Consider the following 18,773-nt stretch of genomic DNA (forward strand, 5'->3'; position numbering starts at 1 on the left):
GGGAGAACGACCCCTCCGGCCGGGCCGTCCCGTGTCCCCCGGCGCCTCCGCCGGAAGCGGACGGATGCCCCATACCGCATCCCGCGCGCTGATCCCTTAGGTTGGGGGTGGCGGGGCCGGTACGAGATGAAGAAGGCTGATGTCCGAGATGAACGCAGAAGGCCGCAGCAGGCTCGACCAGATGCCTGAGTGGACCGCGCTGAGCAAGCACCGGGAGCAGCTGGGGGAGGTGCAGCTGCGCGAGCTGTTCGAACGGGACCCGGCGCGCGCCGAGCGCTACACGCTCCAGGTCGGCGATCTGCATCTGGACTACTCCAAGCACCTCGTCACGGACGAGACGCTGCGGCTGCTGGGTGACCTGGCCGCGGCGACCGGTGTGGCGGAGCTCCGGGACGCGATGTTCCGCGGCGACAAGATCAACAACACCGAGCAGCGCTCCGTCCTGCACACCGCGCTGCGCGCGCCCGGCTCGGCGGTCATCAAGAGCGACGGGGAGAACGTCGTCCCCGCCGTGCAGTCCGTCCTGACGAAGATGGGCACCTTCTCCGACCGGGTGCGCTCCGGCGACTGGAAGGGCCACACCGGCAGGCGCATCAGGACCGTCGTCAACATCGGTATCGGCGGCTCGGATCTGGGCCCGGCGATGGCGTACGAGGCGCTGCGCGCCTTCACCCACCGGGACATGCAGTTCCGCTTCGTCTCCAACGTGGACGGCGCCGATCTGCACGAGGCGATCCGCGATCTGGACCCGGCCGAGACGCTGTTCATCATCGCCTCGAAGACCTTCACCACCATCGAGACCATCACCAACGCCACCTCGGCGCGCGACTGGCTGCTCACCGGCCTGCGGGCCGGAGGAGAGGCCGTCGCCAAGCACTTCGTGGCGCTGTCGACCAATGCCGAGAAGGTCACCGAGTTCGGGATCAACCCGGACAACATGTTCGAGTTCTGGGACTGGGTCGGCGGACGCTACTCCTACGACTCGGCGATCGGCCTCTCGCTGATGATCGCGATCGGCAAGGAACGGTTCCGGGAGATGCTGGCCGGCTTCCACCTGGTCGACGAGCACTTCCGCACCGCACCGCCACAGGAGAACGCCCCGCTGCTGCTGGGCCTGCTGGGCATCTGGTACGGCAACTTCTGGGACGCCCAGTCGCACGCGGTGCTGCCGTACAGCCACTACCTGTCCAAGTTCACCGCGTACCTCCAGCAGCTGGACATGGAGTCCAACGGCAAGTCCGTGGACCGCGAGGGCCACCGGGTCGGCTGGCAGACCGGCCCCGTCGTCTGGGGCACACCCGGCACGAACGGCCAGCACGCCTACTACCAGCTGCTCCATCAGGGCACGAAGATGATCCCGGCCGACCTCATCGGTTTCGCCCGGCCGGTCGACGACCTGTGGCCGGGCCTGGCCGCCCAGCACGACCTGCTGATGGCCAACCTCTTCGCCCAGGGCCAGGCGCTGGCCTTCGGCAAGACGGCGGACGAGGTGCGCGCCGAGGGCGTCGCCGAGGAGCTGGTCCCGCACCGGACGTTCCACGGCAACCACCCCACCACCACCGTCCTGGCCGGGGAGCTCAGCCCCTCCGTGCTCGGGCAGCTGATCGCGCTCTACGAGCACAAGGTGTTCGTCCAGGGCGCGGTGTGGAACATCGACTCCTTCGACCAGTGGGGCGTGGAGCTGGGCAAGGTCCTCGCGAAGCGGGTCGAGCCCGCGCTGACCGAGGGGGCGGAGGTGGCCGGGCTGGACGCCTCCACGTCCGCGCTGGTCGCCAAGTACCGTGAGCTGCGCGGGCGCTGAGGCTCGCCGCACGGGAAGGGCCCCACACCTCTCGGGTGTGGGGCCCTTCCCCGTACGCGCCGATGCCGCGTCCGCGGCTAGGCCGGCGGGTAGAGATCCCGCGGCAGCTGTGAAGCCGCCGCCTCGTCCAGCAGCCACAGGGTGCGGCCGCGGCCGCGGGCGCCGGCCGCCGGGGCCTGGACCTCCCCCGCGCCGGAGAGCGCGATGGCCGCGGCGTTGGCCTTGTCCTCGCCGGCCGCCAGCAGCCAGACCTCCCGTGCCGCGCGGATCGCGGGCAGGGTGAGCGTGATCCGGGTGGGCGGCGGCTTGGGCGCGCCGTGCACCCCGACCACCGTCCGCTCCTGCTCGTAGACGGCGGGCAACTCCGGGAAGAGCGAGGCCACATGGGTGTCCGGTCCGACGCCCAGCAACAGGACGTCGAAGGACGGGACGCTCGCGTGGTTCTCGGGCCCGGCCGCGGCGGCGAGTTCGAGGGCGTACGCCTCGGCCGCCGCGTCCGCGTTCTGGCCGAACCGGCCCCCGGACGGCTCCATCGGGTGCACCCTCGCCGGGTCCACCGGCACGCTGTCCAGCAGCGCCTGGCACGCCTGGGTGTGGTTCCGCTCGGGGTTCCCCTCCGGCAGGAAGCGCTCATCGCCCCACCACAGGTCGAGCCGGGACCAGTCCACCGCGTCCCGCGCGGGCGCCTCGGCCAGCGCCGCGAGCAGCGCGTTGCCGTTGCGCCCGCCGGTCAGGACCACGGAGGCGGAGCCGCGGGCGGTCTGGGCGTCCACGATCTTCGTGATCAGCCGGGCCGCCGCGGCCTGGGCCATCAGCTCCTTGTCGCGGTGGACGACGACCTGCGGAGCGCTCACGAGGCGGCCGCCTTCTTGGCGCCCTTGACGGGTGCCTGCTTCGCCTTCTTCGCCGCAGGTCCGGAGGGGGCGTCGCCCGACGGGGCCGGCTCCGCGGCGGGCCGCCCGGCCGGCTGCCCGTCGCCGATCCGGTCCACGCCGAACTTCAGCGCGGCGGCGTAGATGTCGTCCGGGTCGAGCCGGCGCAGCTCCTCGGCGAGCAGGTCCGAGGTCTCCCGCCGCTTGAGCGCCACATGGCGGTCCGGCTGGTTCGGCATGGAGAGCGTGGCCACCGAGCCGTTCGGCCGGTGCAGCACGATCGAGCCGACGGCGGACTCCATGCTCACGGAGGTCAGGCCGGGGCCGGGCGACACCTTGCGGGTCACCGGGACGTTCAGCCGGTCCGCCAGCCACATGGCGAGCAGCTCGCAGCTGGGGTTGAACTCCTCACCCTCGACCTCGGCCGAGGTGACCGTGCACGGGGCCTGGTCGAGCGCCGCCGCCAGCATCGAACGCCAGGGCGTGATGCGCGTCCACGCCAGGTCGGTGTCACCCGGAGTGTACGTTTCCGCACGCGCCGACAGCTCCCGGACGGGCTCCTCGGAGGCGTAGGCATCGGTGACCCGGCGCTGGGCCAGCGCACCGAGCGGGTCCTTGGCGGGGTCCAGCGGGGCGTTGACCGCCCACCAGACGACGACCGGCGCGTCCGGCAGCAGCAGCGGCAGCACCACGGACTGGGCGTGGTCGATCGCCTCGCCGTACAGCCGCAGCACCACCGTCTCACCGGTACCGGCGTCCGTGCCGACCCGCACTTCGGCGTCCAGGCGAGCCTTGGCGCGGTCGCGCGGCGACCGGCTGACCCGCTTGATGACGACGAGCGTGCGCGAGGGGTGCTCGCGGGACGCTTCGTTGGCGGCCTTCAGGGCGTCGTAGGCGTGCTCCTCGTCGGTGACGATGACGAGGGTGAGTACCATGCCGATGGCCGGGGTGCCGACGGCGCGACGGCCCTGCACCAGCGCCTTGTTGACCTTGCTGGCCGTGGTTTCCGTCAGATCGATCTTCATGGCCGACGCCAGCTCCGTCCGTCTCGTGCGAGCATTTCGTCCGCCTCGGCCGGGCCCCAGGTGCCCGCCGGGTACTGCGCGGGCTTGCCGTGCCTGTCCCAGTACTCCTCGATCGGGTCGAGGATCCGCCAGGACTGCTCGACCTCCTCCACCCGCGGGAAGAGGTTGGCGTCACCCAGCAGCACGTCCAGGATCAGGCGCTCGTACGCCTCGGGGCTGGACTCCGTGAAGGACTCGCCGTACGCGAAGTCCATCGACACGTCCCGGACCTCCATGGAGGTGCCGGGCACCTTGGACCCGAACCGCACGGTCACGCCCTCGTCCGGCTGCACCCGGATGACCAGGGCGTTCTGTCCCAGCTCCTCGGTGGTGGTGGTGTCGAACGGGGAGTGCGGCGCACGCTGGAAGACCACCGCGATCTCGGTGACCCGGCGGCCCAGCCGCTTGCCGGTGCGCAGGTAGAAGGGGACGCCCGCCCAGCGGCGGTTGTCGATCGACAGCTTGATCGCGGCGTAGGTGTCGGTCTTCGACTTCGGGTCGATGCCGTCTTCCTGGAGGTAGCCGACGGCCTGTTCGCCGCCCTGCCAGCCCGCCGAGTACTGCGCCCGTACGGTCTCCTTGCCGAGGTCCTTGGGCAGCCGGACCGCGCCCAGCACCTTGGTCTTCTCGGCGACCAGCGCGTCCGCGTCGAAGGACGCGGGCTCCTCCATCGCGGTCAGCGCGAGCAGCTGGAGGAGGTGGTTCTGGATGACGTCACGGGCGGCGCCGATGCCGTCGTAGTAGCCGGCCCGGCCGCCGATGCCGATGTCCTCGGCCATGGTGATCTGCACGTGGTCGACGTAGGACCGGTTCCACAGCGGCTCGAACATCGTGTTGGCGAAGCGCAGCGCCAGGATGTTCTGGACCGTCTCCTTGCCCAGGTAGTGGTCGATCCGGAAGACCTCGTTGGGCGGGAAGACCTCGTGGACGATCCGGTTGAGCTCCTGGGCGCTGGCCAGGTCGTGCCCGAAGGGCTTCTCGATGACGGCGCGGCGCCAGGAGTCCTCCTTCTGGTCGGCCAGCCCGTGCTTCTTCAGCTGCTGGACGACCGTGGGGAAGAACTTCGGCGGCACGGACAGGTAGAAGGCGAAGTTGCCGCCGGTGCCCTGTGCCTTGTCGAGCTCGTTGATGGTGTCCCGGAGGGTCTCGAAGGCCACGTCGTCGTCGAAGGTGCCCTGGACGAAGCGCATGCCCTGGCTGAGTTGCTGCCAGACCTCCTCGCGGAACGGCGTACGCGCGTGCTCCTTGACCGCTGTGTACACCTCCTGGGCGAAGTCCTCGTTCTCCCACTCGCGGCGGGCGAACCCGACGAGCGAGAAACCCGGCGGAAGCAGTCCGCGGTTGGCCAGGTCGTAGACGGCAGGCATCAGCTTTTTGCGGGACAAATCGCCCGTGACGCCGAAGATGACCAGGCCCGACGGCCCCGCGATACGCGGGAGCCGCCGGTCCGCGGCGTCACGAAGCGGGTTCGCTCCATGAACAGCGGTCAAGGGTTCAGCCCTCCGAAGGTGCGAGGCGCTTGAGTTCCGCCTCGGTCGACTTGAGCAGGTCGTTCCAGGAGGCCTCGAACTTCTCCACGCCCTCGTCCTCCAGGAGCTGCACGACCTCGTCGTACGAGATCCCGAGCGCGGCGAGCGCGTCGAGGTCGGCCCGGGCCGCCGCGTACGTGCCGCGCACCGTGTCACCGGTGATCTCGCCGCGCGCCGCGGTGGCCTCCAGCGTGGCCTCCGGCATGGTGTTGACCGTGCCCGGGGCGACCAGCTCGTCCACGTACAGGGTGTCCTTGTAGGCCGGGTCCTTGACACCGGTCGAGGCCCACAGCGGACGCTGCTTGTGCGCGCCGGCCTTCTCCAGGGCGGCCCAGCGCTCCGAGGAGAAGACCTCCTCGTACGCCTGGTACGCCAGCCGGGCGTTGGCCAGCGCGGCCTTGCCCTTGAGCGCCTTGGCCTCGTCCGTGCCCAGCTTCTCCAGCCGCTTGTCGATCTCGCTGTCCACACGGGACACGAAGAACGACGCCACCGAACGGATCAGGGACAGGTCCAGGCCGGCCGCCTTGGCCTTCTCCAGACCGGCCAGGTAGGCGTCCATCACCTCGCGGTAGCGCTCCAGCGAGAAGATCAGCGTGACGTTGACGCTGATGCCCAGGCCGATGACCTCGGTGATCGCCGGGAGGCCCGCCTTGGTGGCCGGGATCTTGATCAGGGTGTTCGGGCGGTCCACCAGCCAGGCCAGCTGCTTGGCCTCGGCGACGGTCGGCACGGTCTTGTGCGCCAGGCGCGGGTCGACCTCGATGGAGACCCGGCCGTCCTGGCCGCCGGTGGCGTCGAAGACCGGCCGCAGCACATCGGCGGCGTCCCGGACGTCGGCCGTCGTGATCATGCGGATGGCCTCGTCGACGGTGACCTTACGGGCCGCGAGGTCGCTGACCTGCTGCTGGTAGCCGTCGCCGGAGGAGATCGCCTTCTGGAAGATCGACGGGTTCGTCGTGACGCCGACGACGTGCTGCTCGTCGATCAGCTCGGCGAGGTTGCCGGACGTGATGCGCTTGCGCGACAGGTCGTCCAGCCAGATCGCGACGCCCTCCTCGGAGAGGCGCTTGAGTGCGTCTGTCATGGGTTCTGCATCTCCTACTCGTTGAGTACGTGCGTCAGCGCGCGGCGGCTTCCAGCGACTCCCGGGCGGCGGCGGCCACCGCGTCGGCGGTGAAACCGAACTCGCGGAAGAGGACCTTGCCGTCGGCCGAGGCACCGAAGTGCTCCAGCGACACGATGCGTCCGGCGTCACCGACGAAGCGGTGCCACGTCAGGCCGATACCGGCTTCGACGGCCACTCGGGCCTTCACGGACGGGGGCAGCACGCTGTCGCGGTAGTCCTGGTCCTGCTGGTCGAACCACTCGACCGACGGCATCGACACCACCCGGGTGGGCACGCCCGCGGCCTGCAGCTGCTCGCGCGCCGCCACGGCCAGCTGCACCTCGGAGCCGGTGCCGATCAGCACCACCTCGGGCTTGCCGCCGTCGGCCTCGAACAGGACGTAACCGCCCTTGGCGGCGTCCTCGTTGACCGGGTAGGTCGGCAGGCCCTGGCGGCTCAGCGCCAGGCCGTGCGGGGCCCCCACGCCGAACTCCTTGGTCCAGCGCCGGAGGATCTCGCGCCAGGCGAGGGCGGTCTCGTTGGCGTCGGCCGGGCGGACGATGTTCAGGCCCGGGATGGCGCGCAGCGAGGCCAGGTGCTCGACCGGCTGGTGGGTCGGGCCGTCCTCGCCCAGGCCGATGGAGTCGTGCGTCCACACGTACGTCACCGGCAGGTGCATCAGCGCGGACAGCCGGACGGCGTTGCGCATGTAGTCGGAGAACACTAGGAAGGTGCCGCCGTAGACGCGGGTGTTGCCGTGCAGCGCGATGCCGTTCATCTCCGCGGCCATGGAGTGCTCGCGGATACCGAAGTGGATCGTGCGGCCGTACGGGTCGGCCTCCGGCAGCGGGTTGCCCTTCGGCAGGAACGAGGAGTTCTTGTCGATGGTGGTGTTGTTGGAGCCCGCGAGGTCGGCGGAGCCGCCCCACAGCTCGGGGATGACCGCGCCGAGGTCCTGGAGCACCTTGCCGGACGCGGCGCGGGTGGCCACGGCCTTGCCGGTCTCGAACACCGGGAGGTGGTCCTCCCAGCCCGCGGGCAGCTCGCCGGCCGCGATCCGGTCGAACTCGGCGGCCCGCTCCGGGCTCGCGGTGCGCCAGGCGGCGAAGGCCTTCTCCCACTCCTTCTTGGCGTCCCGGCCGCGGTCGAGGGCGCCGCGGGTGTGCGCGATCACCTCGTCGGTGACCTCGAACGACTGCTCCGGGTCGAAGCCCAGCACGCGCTTGGTGGCCGCGACCTCCTCCTCGCCCAGCGCCGAGCCGTGCGCGGCCTCGGTGTTCTGGGCGTTGGGGGCCGGCCAGGCGATGATCGAGCGCATCGCGATGAACGACGGCTTGTCCGTGACGGCCTTCGCCGCCTCGATGGCGCGGAACAGCGCCTCGGGGTCGAGGTCGCCGTTCTCCTTGGGCGCCACGCGCTGGACGTGCCAGCCGTAGGCCTCGTACCGCTTGACGACGTCCTCGGAGATCGCGGTCTCGGTGTCGCCCTCGATCGAGATGTGGTTGTCGTCCCAGAGCAGGACGAGGTTGCCGAGCTTCTGGTGGCCGGCCAGCGAGGACGCCTCGGCGGCGATGCCCTCCTGGAGGCAGCCGTCACCGGCGATCGCGAAGATGTGGTGGTCGAACGGCGAGGAACCGGGCGCCGTCGCCGGGTCGAACAGACCGCGCTCGTAGCGGGCCGCCATCGCCATGCCGACCGCGTTGGCGACACCCTGGCCCAGCGGGCCGGTGGTGGTCTCCACACCGGCGGTGTGGCCGTACTCCGGGTGCCCGGGCGTCGCCGAGCCCCACGTACGGAAGGACTTCAGGTCGTCCAGCTCCAGGCCGTATCCGGCGAGGTAGAGCTGGATGTAGAGGGTCAGGCTGGAGTGGCCCGCGGAGAGCACGAACCGGTCGCGGCCGGTCCAGTCCGCGTCCGCCGGGTCGTGCCGCATCAGCTTCTGGAACAGCACGTACGCGGCGGGAGCCAGGCTCATGGCCGTACCCGGATGGCCGTTACCGACCTTCTGCACGGAGTCCATGGCCAGGACCCGCGCGGTGTCCACCGCCCGCTGGTCCAGTTCGGTCCACTCGAATTCTGTGGTGGTCGGCTTGGTGCTCACCCTGAGTCAGGGCTCCTCTCCACATGTCGAATGCCACGGACGGTATGTCCGCCAGGCGGTGTCGAGCCTACCCCCGCGAGTGCGTGCGTCTTTTCGACGCTCAGTCGATGTCCGGGCCGCTCAGTCGGGGTGCCGACACCAGCTGCTCGTCGCTTCGAGCAACCGCCTCGGCCCGCCGGGCATTCCCGGCCCGGCGCGGCGGCCCCTCCCTCCAGACTGCCGGGCGGCGGCCGGGTGCGCCTCCTGTGACACGGGGCGGATGGCGGCCGGGACGGTGGCGGAAACCGGGTGCGGGCGCCGGGGGAAGGCGGCGACGGCACCCGCCAACACGACCCCACCCCCGCGAAGGCCGCCGTATGGCCAACGTCTAAAGTGGCGTGGTACGCGCAAGCTTGTGCCGGATCTCTGCACCGCCGCACGGGCTCGCAGGTCTTATCTCTTCGGCGGCGGGAGCCGCTGATGTTACTTCCAGGGGTGTGCGTGACGGCCGTCGAATCCCGTCCTGTGGGGGCTCTCTCCGAGAGCCCCGCGGGACCAGGTCACCGTCCGTTCGGGGCCCGCGTCAAGGCGTTCGTGGCGCTCACCAAGCCGCGCGTCATCGAGCTGCTGCTGATGACCACGATCCCGGTGATGTTCCTGGCGGCGGGCGGCGTCCCCGACCTGTGGCTCGTCCTGGCGACCTGCGTCGGCGGCTACCTCTCCGCCGGCGGCGCGGCCGCCTTCAACATGTACCTCGACCGCGACATCGACGCCCTGATGGACCGCACCTCGCAGCGTCCGCTGGTGACCGGCATGGTCTCGCCGCGCGAGTGCCTGGTCTTCGCGTCCGCCCTCGCGGTCGTCTCCACCGCCTGGTTCTGGGTCTTCGTCAACCCGCTGTCGGCGGCGCTCTCGCTCGGAGCGCTGCTCTTCTACGTCGTCGTCTACACGATGATCCTCAAGCGGCGCACCGCGCAGAACATCGTGTGGGGCGGGATCGCCGGCTGTATGCCGGTCTTCATCGGCTGGTCCGCGGTGACGAACTCGGTCTCCTGGGCCGCGCTGGTCCTCTTCCTGGTCATCTTCTTCTGGACGCCGCCGCACTACTGGCCGCTGTCGATGAAGGCCAAGGACGACTACGAGCGGGTCGGCGTGCCGATGCTCCCGGTCATCGCCGGCAACAAGGCCGTGGCCCGTCAGATCGTCCTGTACAGCTGGGTGATGGTCGGCGTCTCGCTGCTGCTCCAGCCGCTCGGCTACACCGGCTGGTTCTACACCGCGGTCGCGGTCGCCTGCGGCGCCTTCTGGCTGAAGGAGGCGCACGCCCTCCAGGCCCGGGCGAAGGCCGGGATCACCGGTCCCAAGCTCAAGGAGATGCGGCTGTTCCACTGGTCCATCACCTACGTCTCCCTGCTGTTCGTCGCCGTCGCGGTGGACCCGTTCCTCCGCTGACGCGCGGGTGATCCGCGGGCCGGCTGTGGCACCCGGCCAGGAGCCCTTCCGTCGTTGATTACCGGTGGGTAGCATGCTGTCCATGGCAGACACCCAGCAGGCGCAGGCGGACGAGCGGCCGGAGACGGCCCCCGGCGGCGCGGCCGGCAAGCGCACGGCGAGGCTCGCCAAGCAGATCCGCGCCTTCGCCGACACGCACGGCGGCAGCGCCGAAGGCCAGCTCGCGCACATCGGTCGCGGCCGCACCCGGATCGCCCTCGTCGGGGCCAACGGCGAGTGGGGCAACCTCGTCGCGGACAGCTACGACGCCGCCAAGGACGCCGCCGCCCAGGCCGGTGTCACCCTCCAGGACGACTTCGACGGCGAGCTCGCCGCCAAGGTGCGCACCGGCCCTTACGAGTGGTCCCGGATGGCGGGCATCCAGGTGGGCGGGCCGGCCAACCCGTGAGAGCGTCCAAGACCTGAACGTCCGAGACCTGGGCGTCCAGGGCCTGGGGTCCAGGGCCTGTGCCGGAAGTCCCGTCGTCCGCCCGAAGGGCGGGCCCCGCGGCGCCGGGGCGTACGCCACAACCGGAGCCCGCTACCTCACCACCACCTCTTCCGTTAAGCCCACCGGGCGCGGCGCTCCGGCCATGCCCGGTGGGCTCTCGGCGAGGAGGAGCGGATGGACGGCCTTCCCTTCCTGGTGGATCAGCCACCGCTCATCGACCAGTACAGCCACGGCGCGGTGCACGGCGAACTGGGCCTGGGGTCGTTCGAGTCCCATCTGGCCGCCGCGGTCGGTGCCCAGGGCCCGGCACCCGCCGGCACCAGCTACTTCGACAGCGTCACCGGGCTTGCGATACGCCGCTGGTGCCCCCCGCTACTCGGCCTGGAACCGCACTGCCCGCCGGCCCGCTACCTGGCCCGCCGGCGCGAGGTGGGCGCCTACCGGGCCGGCCGGATGCTGCTGCGCGGCTCCGGTATCGGCACCTTCCTGCTGGAGTCCGGCACCCCCAGCGAACTGACCTCGGCCGCTGAGATCGCCACCGCCGCCGAGGCCCGTGCCCACGAGGTCGTACGGCTCGAAGCCCTCGCCGAGCAGGTCGCCGACACCTCCGGCAGCGTCGACTCCTTCATCGGCTACACCGCCGAGGCCCTCTACACGGCGGCCCAGCACGCCACCGCCTTCGCCTCCGGCGCCGCCTACTGCGACGGCCGCGCCCCCGAGGCCGGCGAGGTACGCCGTGCCGCGGACCGCTGGCTGCGCGCCCGCCGCCCCGGGAACCGGCTGGCCGAACCCGCCCTCGTCCGCCACCTGCTGTGGAGCGCGGTGGCCACCGGCCTGCCCGTACAGCTGCACTGCCCCGACCCGCGGCGGCTGGCGGCCTTCCTGGGCGCCACCACCGGCATCGGCGCCGACCTCGTCCTGCTGTCCGGGGCGCCGCACCACCGGCGGGCGGCCCAGCTCGCCGCCGCGCACACCCACGTCTACGCCGACGCCGGGCCCCGGCCCGAAGAGACCCTGCGCCAGGCGCCGTTCGGCAAGCTGCTGTTCTCCTCGGCGGCCCGCGGGCTGCCCGAGCTGTACGTCACCGGCGCCCGGTCCTTCCTCCGCGGCATGGCGCGCCTGGTGGGGGAGTGGGCCGCCGAGGGCCTGTGCGGCCCCGAGGACGGGCGGCGGATCACCGAGATGGTGGGGGCCGGGAACGCCCGGCGGATCTACCGGCTGCCCGCGGGGGCGGCCTCGGACACCGGCTGAGCGGCCTCGGGCAGGTCGGCAGGCGTCTCCGCCTCCGGCAGCGGGCCCCGGTCGCGCAGCGACAGGGCGACCCGCAGCACACAGATCCACACCAGCGCCGAGCCCAGCATGTGGAGCCCGATGACGAGCTCGGGCAGGCCCAGGAAGTACTGGACGTAGCCGAGGACGCCCTGCGCCGCGAGGCAGGCGAGCAGCTCCAGCACCAGCCGGCGCGGGGCCGCCGGGGCCTTGACGGCCCGCAGCGTGAACCACAGCGCGACGCTCAGCCCGACCACGATGTAGACGAAGTCCACATGCAGCTGGGTGATCTCCTGCCAGTCCAGCGGAATGCGGTGGACCTTCTTCGCGTCGCCGGCGTGCGGGCCCGTGCCGGTGACCACCGTGCCGACGACGGTGAGCGCGCCGGTCGCCGCCACCAGCAGCCAGGCCAGCTGCCGTACCGGGCGGGCGACCAGCTCGCGCGGCTCCTCGTCACCCTCGCTCGCCCGCTTCCAGCTCAGTACGGCGACGGTGAGCAGCGCCGTGGCCGCGAGGAAGTGGGAGCCGACGATGTACGGGTTCAGGCCGGTCAGGACCGTGACGCCGCCGATGACGGCGTTGGTCATGGTGAGCCAGAACTGCGCCCAGCCGAGCCGGGTCAGCGAACGCCGCCGGGGGTGCCGGGCGCGGGCGGCGATGATGAACAGGCCGATGACCGCGCACAGCACATACGTCAGCATCCGGTTGCCGAACTCGATGAGGCCGTTGATGCCCATCGCGGCGGTCGGGGTCAGGCTCTCCGGCGTGCACTTGGGCCAGGTCGAGCAGCCCAGCCCGGACTGGCTGAGCCGGACCGCACCGCCGGTGACGACGATGATCACGGCCATCACCACGGTCGCCAGCGCGGCCCGCCGTACAAAGGCCGCGGAGGGCTGCCAGCGGCGGGCGATCAGCTCAAGGGGATTCAGCGTATTCGGCACGGGAGACATCGTAGGCGGCGGCTTGTGCAAACTTTCACGAGGGTCTGCCACGAGGGCGCGCGCCCCCGGGGCATGAGGGCGCGTGTGCCCCCGCGCCGTGAGACCGCGCAGGTCGCCGGGCCCCTTCCGGAGAAAGAGCGCCTGTCTACCAGCGGAAGGCGCCTACTCCCAGCGGAAGAACTTCGCAGCCGCGCCCAGCCCCACCACGGCCCACCCGGCCAGGATGCCCAGGTCCGCCCAGGGCACCCCGGCGCCGTGCTGGAGGACGTCCCGCAGGCCGTCCGACAGGGCGGAGACGGGCAGGAACCCCAGGACGGACTGGACCGCCTCCGGGAACTTCGTCAGCGGGACGATCACCCCGCCGCCGACGAGCAGCAGCAGGAAGACCAGGTTCGCGGCGGCCAGCGTCGCCTCGGCCTTCAGCGTCCCGGCCATCAGCAGCCCCAGACCGGAGAACGCCGCCGTACCGAGGACGAGCAGCGCGACCACCGGGACCACCGTGGCCGGACCGCCGTGCGGCGACCAGCCCAGCGCGAAGGCGACCGCCGTCAGCAGGGCGACCTGGAGGACCTCGGTGATCACCACCGCGCAGGTCTTCGCGGTCATCAGCCCCCAGCGCGGCAGCGGCGACACGGCCAGCCGCTTGAGGACCCCGTAGCGGCGCTCGAAGCCGGTGGCGATGGCCTGCCCGGTGAACGCCGTGGACAGCACTGCCAGCGCGAGGACGCCCGGCGCGAGGAAGTCCACCGCCTTCCCCGCGCCCCCCGCTGTGTCGGTGGGCACGGCGACGATGTCGACGGCGGAGAAGAGCACCAGCAGCAGCGTCGGGATGATCACGGTCAGCAGCAGCTGCTCGCCGTTGCGCAGCAGCATCCTGGTCTCCAGCGCCGCCTGCGCCCGGATCATCCGGGGCAGCGGCGCCGCGCCGGGCCGCGGGGCGAAGGTGCCGGTACCGGCGACGGCACCGGCCTCGGTGGCGGTCATGCCCGCAACTCCTTACCAGTGAGCTCCAAGAAAACGTCCTCCAGGGTGTGCCGCTCCACGGTTATCGCGTCCGGCATCACCCCGTTCTGCGCGCACCAGGAGGCGACGGTCGCCAGCAGCTGCGGGTCGACCGTGCCGCGCACGCGGTACGTGCCGGCCGTGAGCTCCGTGGCGAGGCTGTCCGCGGGCAGCGCCTTCAGCAGCGAGCCGAGGTCGAGGCCCGGCCGCCCGGTGAAGCGGAGGCTGTTCTCCGCGCCGCCGCGGCACAGCTCCTCCGGGGTGCCCTGGGCGATCACCCGGCCGCCGTCGATGATCGCGACATCGTCGGCGAGCTGCTCGGCCTCGTCCATGAAGTGGGTGGTGAGCACGCAGCTCACCCCGTCGGCGCGCAGCTCCCGGACGAGGTCCCAGGTGGCGTGCCGGGCCTGTGGGTCGAGACCGGCCGTGGGCTCGTCGAGGAAGACCAGTTCGGGGCGGCCCACCACGGCCATCGCCAGGGCCAGGCGTTGCTGCTGGCCACCGGAGAGCCGCCGGTAGGGCGTCCGGCCGCAGCTGCCCAGCCCGAGGCGCTCGATCAGCGCGCCGACGTCGAGCGGATGGGCGTGCAGGGTAGCGGTGTGCCGCAGCATCTCCTCGGCCCTGGCGCCCGCGTAGACGCCGCCGGACTGCAGCATCACGCCGATCCGGGGGCGCAGGGCGGCGGCGTCGGTGACCGGGTCCAGGCCCAGGACGCGGACCTGCCCGGCGTCCGGGCGGCGGTAGCCCTCGCAGGTCTCGACGGTCGTGGTCTTGCCGGCGCCGTTGGGCCCGAGGACGGCGGTCACCGAGCCGCGGGCGACGGTGAGGTCGAGCCCGTCCACGGCGGTCTTGGCCCCGTATCGCTTGACCAGGCCGGTGATCTCGACGGCAGGCTCTCGGCCTGGGGATCCCCCCGCCGAAGAGCGGGAGCGGGTCCGGGGGGCGCCCCCCGGGGAGCTGCTGCGCATGGCGGGCAGTCTACGAAGAGGGAGGGGGCGGCTCTCAACGGGGGCTTTGGCCATCCAAAGCCCTCCATAGCCCTCCATGGCGCCGGGCCTGTGGGTCCGGAGGGCCTCGGAATCACCGGCCCGCGGGGCGCCGGGTCACCAATCCGGGGGTGCGCCCTCGCACGGCCGGCACGGGTTTCCCGGCCGTCGGCCCATGATCGGTCGGTCGCCGGCCCGAGGTGCACCACCGCAGGTCGACACGCGTTTCGGGCATTCCGGCGAGGACTTGAATTAGGTAAGCCTAAGTGATAGAGGCCACCATCCACTGCCCTCTTCGAGGGTTGAATCGGTTTGGCGAATTACGCAACAATGGCGTTGTGAAATACGCGAGCGAGGGCAGGCGAGAGCCCGCGGTCGGCCAGACCGCCGGGCCGATGCGCTCTACGCCCGGGCCGGCCGAGCAGCCCCGCCAGGCCTCGCACGACGAACAGCCGGGCACCCGTAACCGGGTCGCCCGCTCCATCCTCGACCACGGCCCGTCCACCGCGGCCGAGCTCGCACTCCGCCTGGAGCTGACCCAGGCCGCCGTCCGCCGCCATCTGGACGCGCTGGTCGCGGAGGGCGTCGTCGAGCCCCGCGAGAAGCGGGTGTACGGCACTCGCGGCCGCGGCCGCCCGGCCAAGGCCTTCGCCCTCACCGACTGCGGACGGGACGCCTTCGACCAGGCCTACGACCAGCTCGCCTGCGACGCGCTCCGCTGGATCGCGGAGAGCGCCGGCGGCGGCGAGAAGGGCGAGGCGGCCGTCGCCGCGTTCGCCCGCGCACGGCTCGCGGCCCAGGCCGAGGTCTACCGCGCGGCGGTCGAGAGCGCTCCGCCCGAGGCCCGCACCCAGGCCCTGGCGAAGGCGTTGACCGCGGACGGGTACGCTGCTACGGCGCGCAGTGCGCCCAATCCCCAGCTCGGTGAACAGCTCTGCCAGCACCACTGCCCGGTCGCCCATGTCGCCGAGCGGTACCCGCAGCTGTGCGAGGCGGAGACCGAGGTCTTCTCCCGTCTGCTCGGGACCCACGTACAGCGTCTTGCCACCATCGCCCACGGCGACGGAGTGTGTACGACCTTCATCCCGAAGGCCGGACGAGCCTCCGGGGCCAGGGCCGGCAAGGCCGCTCACCACACCGGTGAGCGCACCACACAGACCACCACAGCATCTGCAAGCACGGCCGGGAGGAACCCCGCATGACGCTCCCCACGGAGACTGCTCACCCTGAGCTCGAGGGTCTGGGCAACTACGAATACGGCTGGGCCGACTCCGACGCGGCCGGCGCGGCAGCGAAGCGCGGCCTTTCCGAGGACGTCGTCCGTGACATTTCGGCGAAGAAGAACGAGCCGGAGTGGATGCTCAAGCTCCGGTTGAAGGGTCTGCGGCTGTTCGACAAGAAGCCGATGCCGACCTGGGGCTCGGATCTGTCGGGGATCGACTTCGACAACATCAAGTACTTCGTCCGCTCCACCGAGCAGCAGGCCGCCTCCTGGGAGGACCTGCCCGAGGACATCAAGAACACCTACGACAAGCTGGGCATCCCCGAGGCGGAGAAGCAGCGCCTGGTCGCGGGTGTGGCCGCGCAGTACGAGTCCGAGGTGGTCTACCACCAGATCCGTGAGGACCTGGAGAAGCAGGGCGTCATCTTCCTGGACACCGACACGGCGCTGAAGGAGCACCCGGAGCTGTTCCAGGAGTACTTCGGCACGGTCATCCCGGTCGGTGACAACAAGTTCGCCTCCCTGAACACCGCGGTGTGGTCGGGCGGGTCGTTCATCTACGTGCCCAAGGGCGTCCATGTCGACATCCCGCTGCAGGCCTACTTCCGGATCAACACCGAGAACATGGGCCAGTTCGAGCGGACGCTGATCATCGTCGACGAGGACGCCTACGTCCACTACGTCGAGGGCTGCACGGCGCCGATCTACAAGTCGGACTCCCTGCACTCGGCCGTCGTCGAGATCATCGTGAAGAAGGGCGGCCGCTGCCGTTACACGACGATCCAGAACTGGTCGAACAACGTCTACAACCTGGTCACCAAGCGCGCGGTGGCCTATGAGGGCGCGACGATGGAGTGGGTGGACGGCAACCTCGGCTCCAAGGTGACGATGAAGTACCCGGCCGTCTACCTGATGGGCGAGCACGCCAAGGGCGAGACCCTGTCCATCGCGTTCGCGGGCGAGGGCCAGCACCAGGACGCGGGCTCGAAGATGGTGCACATGGCGCCGAACACCTCCTCCAACATCGTCTCCAAGTCGGTGGCGCGGGGCGGCGGCCGGACCTCCTACCGCGGCCTGGTCGAGATCGGCGAGGGCGCCGCGGGCTCGAAGTCCAACGTGCTGTGCGATGCGCTGCTGGTGGACACCATCTCCCGCTCGGACACCTACCCCTACGTCGACGTCCGCGAGGACGACGTCTCCATGGGGCATGAGGCGACGGTCTCGAAGGTCAGTGAGGACCAGCTGTTCTACCTGATGAGCCGTGGTCTGAGTGAGCAGGAGGCGATGGCGATGATCGTGCGGGGCTTCGTCGAGCCGATCGCGCGGGAGCTGCCGATGGAGTACGCCCTGGAGCTGAACCGGCTGATCGAGCTGCAGATGGAGGGCGCGGTCGGCTGACCGCCCCGCCCCTTGAGCAGCGAGAAGACTTCTGAAGCAGAAAGCGAGCACGACGACAGCCATGCCTGAGGCTCAGAACATCCCCCTGGGAGCCACGACCGCCGGTGCCGTAGCGGTGGCCGCGGAGTCCACCGTCGCCACCAGGATGAGCGCCCCGCCGTCCTTCGACGTGGCGGACTTCCCGGTGCCGCACGGCCGCGAGGAGGAGTGGCGCTTCACCCCCCTGGCGCGCCTGAAGGGCCTGCACGACGGCACCGCCGTGGCCGCCGGCCCGGACCTGAAGGTCGATATCACCGCGCCGGAGGGCGTCACCCACGAGCTGGTCGACCGCACCGACCCCAGGGTCGGCAAGGCGGGCGCGCCGGTGGACCGGGTCGCGGCCCAGGCCTACAGCTCGTTCGAGAAGGCGTCGGTGGTCACGGTCCCCAAGGAGACCGTGCTGACCGAGCCGGTCCGTATCGCCGTCCACGGCGAGGGCGGGACCGCCTTCGGCCATCAGGTGATCGAGGTGGGGGCGTTCGCCGAGGCGGTCGTGGTCATCGACCACACCGGGGACGCGGTGCTCGCCGCCAACGTCGACTACCTCCTCGGCGACGGCGCCAAGCTCACCGTCGTCTCGGTCCAGGACTGGGACGACACGGCCGTCCACACCGGGCAGCACAACGCGCTGATCGGCCGGGACGCCTCCTTCAAGTCCGTCGTGGTCACCTTCGGCGGCGACCTGGTCCGCCTCCACCCGCGCATCGACTACGCCGGCCCGGGCGGCGAGGCCGAGCTGTACGGTCTGTACTTCACCGAGCAGGGCCAGCACCACGAGCACCGCCTCTTCGTCGACCACCAGGCCACCAACTGCCGCTCCCATGTGACGTACAAGGGGGCGCTGCAGGGCCAGGACGCCCACGCGGTGTGGATCGGCGACGTCCTCATCCAGGCCTCGGCGACCGGCACGGACACCTACGAGCTCAACCGCAACCTCGTCCTGACCGACGGCGCCCGCGTCGACTCCGTCCCGAACCTGGAGATCGAGACCGGCGAGATCGTCGGCGCCGGCCATGCCTCCGCCACCGGCCGTTTCGACGACGAGCAGCTCTTCTACCTGATGGCCCGCGGCATCCCCGCCGACGAGGCCCGTCGCCTGGTGGTGCGCGGCTTCTTCGCCGAGCTGGTCCAGCAGATCGGGCTCCCGGACGTCGAAGAACGCCTGATGAGCAAGATCGAAGCCGAGCTGGAAGCGACCGCGGTATGACCTACGTACGCGCGGCGGCGCTCAGCGAGCTGGAGGAGGACACCCCCAAGCGGGTGGAGCTCGACGGCGTCCCCGTCTCCCTGGTCCGCACCGAGGGCGAGGTGTTCGCGATCAACGACATCTGCTCGCACGCGAACGTCTCCCTCTCCGAGGGCGAGGTGGAGAACTGTCACATCGAGTGCTGGCTGCACGGCTCCAGCTTCGACCTGCGCACCGGCAAGCCCGACAGCCTTCCCGCGACGCAGCCCGTCCCCGTATACCCCGTAAAGATCGAAGGGGACGACGTGCTCGTCTCCGTCACCCAGGAGTCCTGAGT

16 protein-coding genes are annotated in these 18,773 nt (G+C 71.1%); 8 read left to right on the forward strand and 8 right to left on the reverse strand.

Translation table 11 applies throughout. The features are described 5' to 3' along the window. Window positions 1-148: 148 nt before the first annotated feature. A complete protein-coding gene (gene pgi, locus ACFY12_RS23115; protein WP_390717869.1) occupies window positions 149-1,801 on the forward strand; it encodes a glucose-6-phosphate isomerase in 1,653 nt (550 codons plus the stop codon). 77 nt (window positions 1,802-1,878) lie between these two features. Here pgi and pgl read toward each other — a convergent pair whose 3' ends face one another. The 5 genes from pgl to tkt are packed head-to-tail and all read right to left on the reverse strand — an operon-like array spanning window position 1,879 to window position 8,472. Then, the gene (pgl, locus tag ACFY12_RS23120) at window positions 1,879-2,655 is read right to left on the reverse strand and encodes a 6-phosphogluconolactonase (protein ID WP_390717740.1); all 777 of its coding nucleotides are present in this window, start codon (window positions 2,653-2,655) and stop codon (window positions 1,879-1,881) included. After that, window positions 2,652-3,698 (reverse strand): glucose-6-phosphate dehydrogenase assembly protein OpcA, encoded by a 1,047-nt coding sequence (opcA, locus tag ACFY12_RS23125; protein WP_390717741.1) that lies wholly within the window; start codon window positions 3,696-3,698, stop codon window positions 2,652-2,654. The genes pgl and opcA overlap by 4 nt, the downstream gene beginning before the upstream one ends. After that, the gene (gene zwf, locus ACFY12_RS23130) at window positions 3,695-5,227 is read right to left on the reverse strand and encodes a glucose-6-phosphate dehydrogenase (RefSeq protein WP_390717742.1); all 1,533 of its coding nucleotides are present in this window, start codon (window positions 5,225-5,227) and stop codon (window positions 3,695-3,697) included. Before zwf ends, opcA begins: the two co-directional genes overlap by 4 nt. A 4-nt stretch (window positions 5,228-5,231) precedes the next feature. After that, complete coding sequence (gene tal / locus ACFY12_RS23135; RefSeq protein WP_390717743.1) at window positions 5,232-6,350, reverse strand: transaldolase; 1,119 nt, start codon at window positions 6,348-6,350, stop codon at window positions 5,232-5,234. Between the two features lie 34 nt (window positions 6,351-6,384). Next, window positions 6,385-8,472: a transketolase gene (gene tkt / locus ACFY12_RS23140; protein ID WP_390717744.1), complete on the reverse strand. Its 2,088-nt coding sequence runs from the start codon at window positions 8,470-8,472 to the stop codon at window positions 6,385-6,387. A 480-nt stretch (window positions 8,473-8,952) separates the two neighbouring features. On the opposite strand from tkt, the gene ACFY12_RS23145 reads away from it, so the two are divergent. The 3 genes from ACFY12_RS23145 to ACFY12_RS23155 all read left to right on the forward strand — a co-directional run bounded on the left by ACFY12_RS23145 (window position 8,953) and on the right by ACFY12_RS23155 (window position 11,644). Next, window positions 8,953-9,903, forward strand: a complete 951-nt coding sequence (locus ACFY12_RS23145) for a heme o synthase (protein WP_390717745.1) — start codon at window positions 8,953-8,955, stop codon at window positions 9,901-9,903. Between the two features lie 73 nt (window positions 9,904-9,976). Further along, on the forward strand, window positions 9,977-10,351 hold the full coding sequence (locus ACFY12_RS23150) for a hypothetical protein (protein WP_390717746.1): 375 nt from the start codon (window positions 9,977-9,979) through the stop codon (window positions 10,349-10,351). Window positions 10,352-10,567: 216 nt separating this feature from the next. Further along, window positions 10,568-11,644: an amidohydrolase gene (locus tag ACFY12_RS23155; RefSeq protein WP_390717747.1), complete on the forward strand. Its 1,077-nt coding sequence runs from the start codon at window positions 10,568-10,570 to the stop codon at window positions 11,642-11,644. Here the strand turns inward: ACFY12_RS23155 and ACFY12_RS23160 are convergent. From ACFY12_RS23160 to ACFY12_RS23170, 3 genes are all read right to left on the reverse strand, one after another. Next, window positions 11,605-12,603, reverse strand: a complete 999-nt coding sequence (locus ACFY12_RS23160) for a heme A synthase (RefSeq protein ID WP_390717748.1) — start codon at window positions 12,601-12,603, stop codon at window positions 11,605-11,607. The genes ACFY12_RS23155 and ACFY12_RS23160 overlap by 40 nt on opposite strands. A 162-nt stretch (window positions 12,604-12,765) precedes the next feature. Next, entirely contained in the window at window positions 12,766-13,587 is an 822-nt protein-coding gene (locus ACFY12_RS23165) for an ABC transporter permease (protein WP_390717749.1), read from the reverse strand. After that, window positions 13,584-14,573 (reverse strand): ABC transporter ATP-binding protein, encoded by a 990-nt coding sequence (locus tag ACFY12_RS23170; protein ID WP_390717750.1) that lies wholly within the window; start codon window positions 14,571-14,573, stop codon window positions 13,584-13,586. The genes ACFY12_RS23165 and ACFY12_RS23170 overlap by 4 nt, the downstream gene beginning before the upstream one ends. Before the next feature lie 356 nt (window positions 14,574-14,929). On the opposite strand from ACFY12_RS23170, the gene ACFY12_RS23175 reads away from it, so the two are divergent. The 4 genes from ACFY12_RS23175 to ACFY12_RS23190 all read left to right on the forward strand — a co-directional run bounded on the left by ACFY12_RS23175 (window position 14,930) and on the right by ACFY12_RS23190 (window position 18,771). After that, the gene (locus tag ACFY12_RS23175) at window positions 14,930-15,793 is read left to right on the forward strand and encodes a helix-turn-helix transcriptional regulator (protein WP_390717751.1); all 864 of its coding nucleotides are present in this window, start codon (window positions 14,930-14,932) and stop codon (window positions 15,791-15,793) included. Next, window positions 15,790-17,211 carry a Fe-S cluster assembly protein SufB gene (sufB, locus tag ACFY12_RS23180; protein WP_390717752.1) on the forward strand — a complete coding sequence of 474 codons (1,422 nt, stop codon included), beginning with the start codon at window positions 15,790-15,792 and terminating at the stop codon, window positions 17,209-17,211. Before ACFY12_RS23175 ends, sufB begins: the two co-directional genes overlap by 4 nt. A 61-nt stretch (window positions 17,212-17,272) precedes the next feature. Then, window positions 17,273-18,457 (forward strand): Fe-S cluster assembly protein SufD, encoded by a 1,185-nt coding sequence (gene sufD / locus ACFY12_RS23185; RefSeq protein WP_390717753.1) that lies wholly within the window; start codon window positions 17,273-17,275, stop codon window positions 18,455-18,457. Then, window positions 18,454-18,771, forward strand: coding sequence for a non-heme iron oxygenase ferredoxin subunit (locus ACFY12_RS23190; protein WP_390717754.1), 318 nt, complete (start codon window positions 18,454-18,456; stop codon window positions 18,769-18,771). The genes sufD and ACFY12_RS23190 overlap by 4 nt, the downstream gene beginning before the upstream one ends. The last annotated feature ends 2 nt before the right edge of the window (window positions 18,772-18,773 follow it).

This window comes from Streptomyces sp. NPDC001339, from assembly GCF_042895955.1.
Classification (GTDB): Bacteria; Actinomycetota; Actinomycetes; order Streptomycetales; family Streptomycetaceae; genus Streptomyces.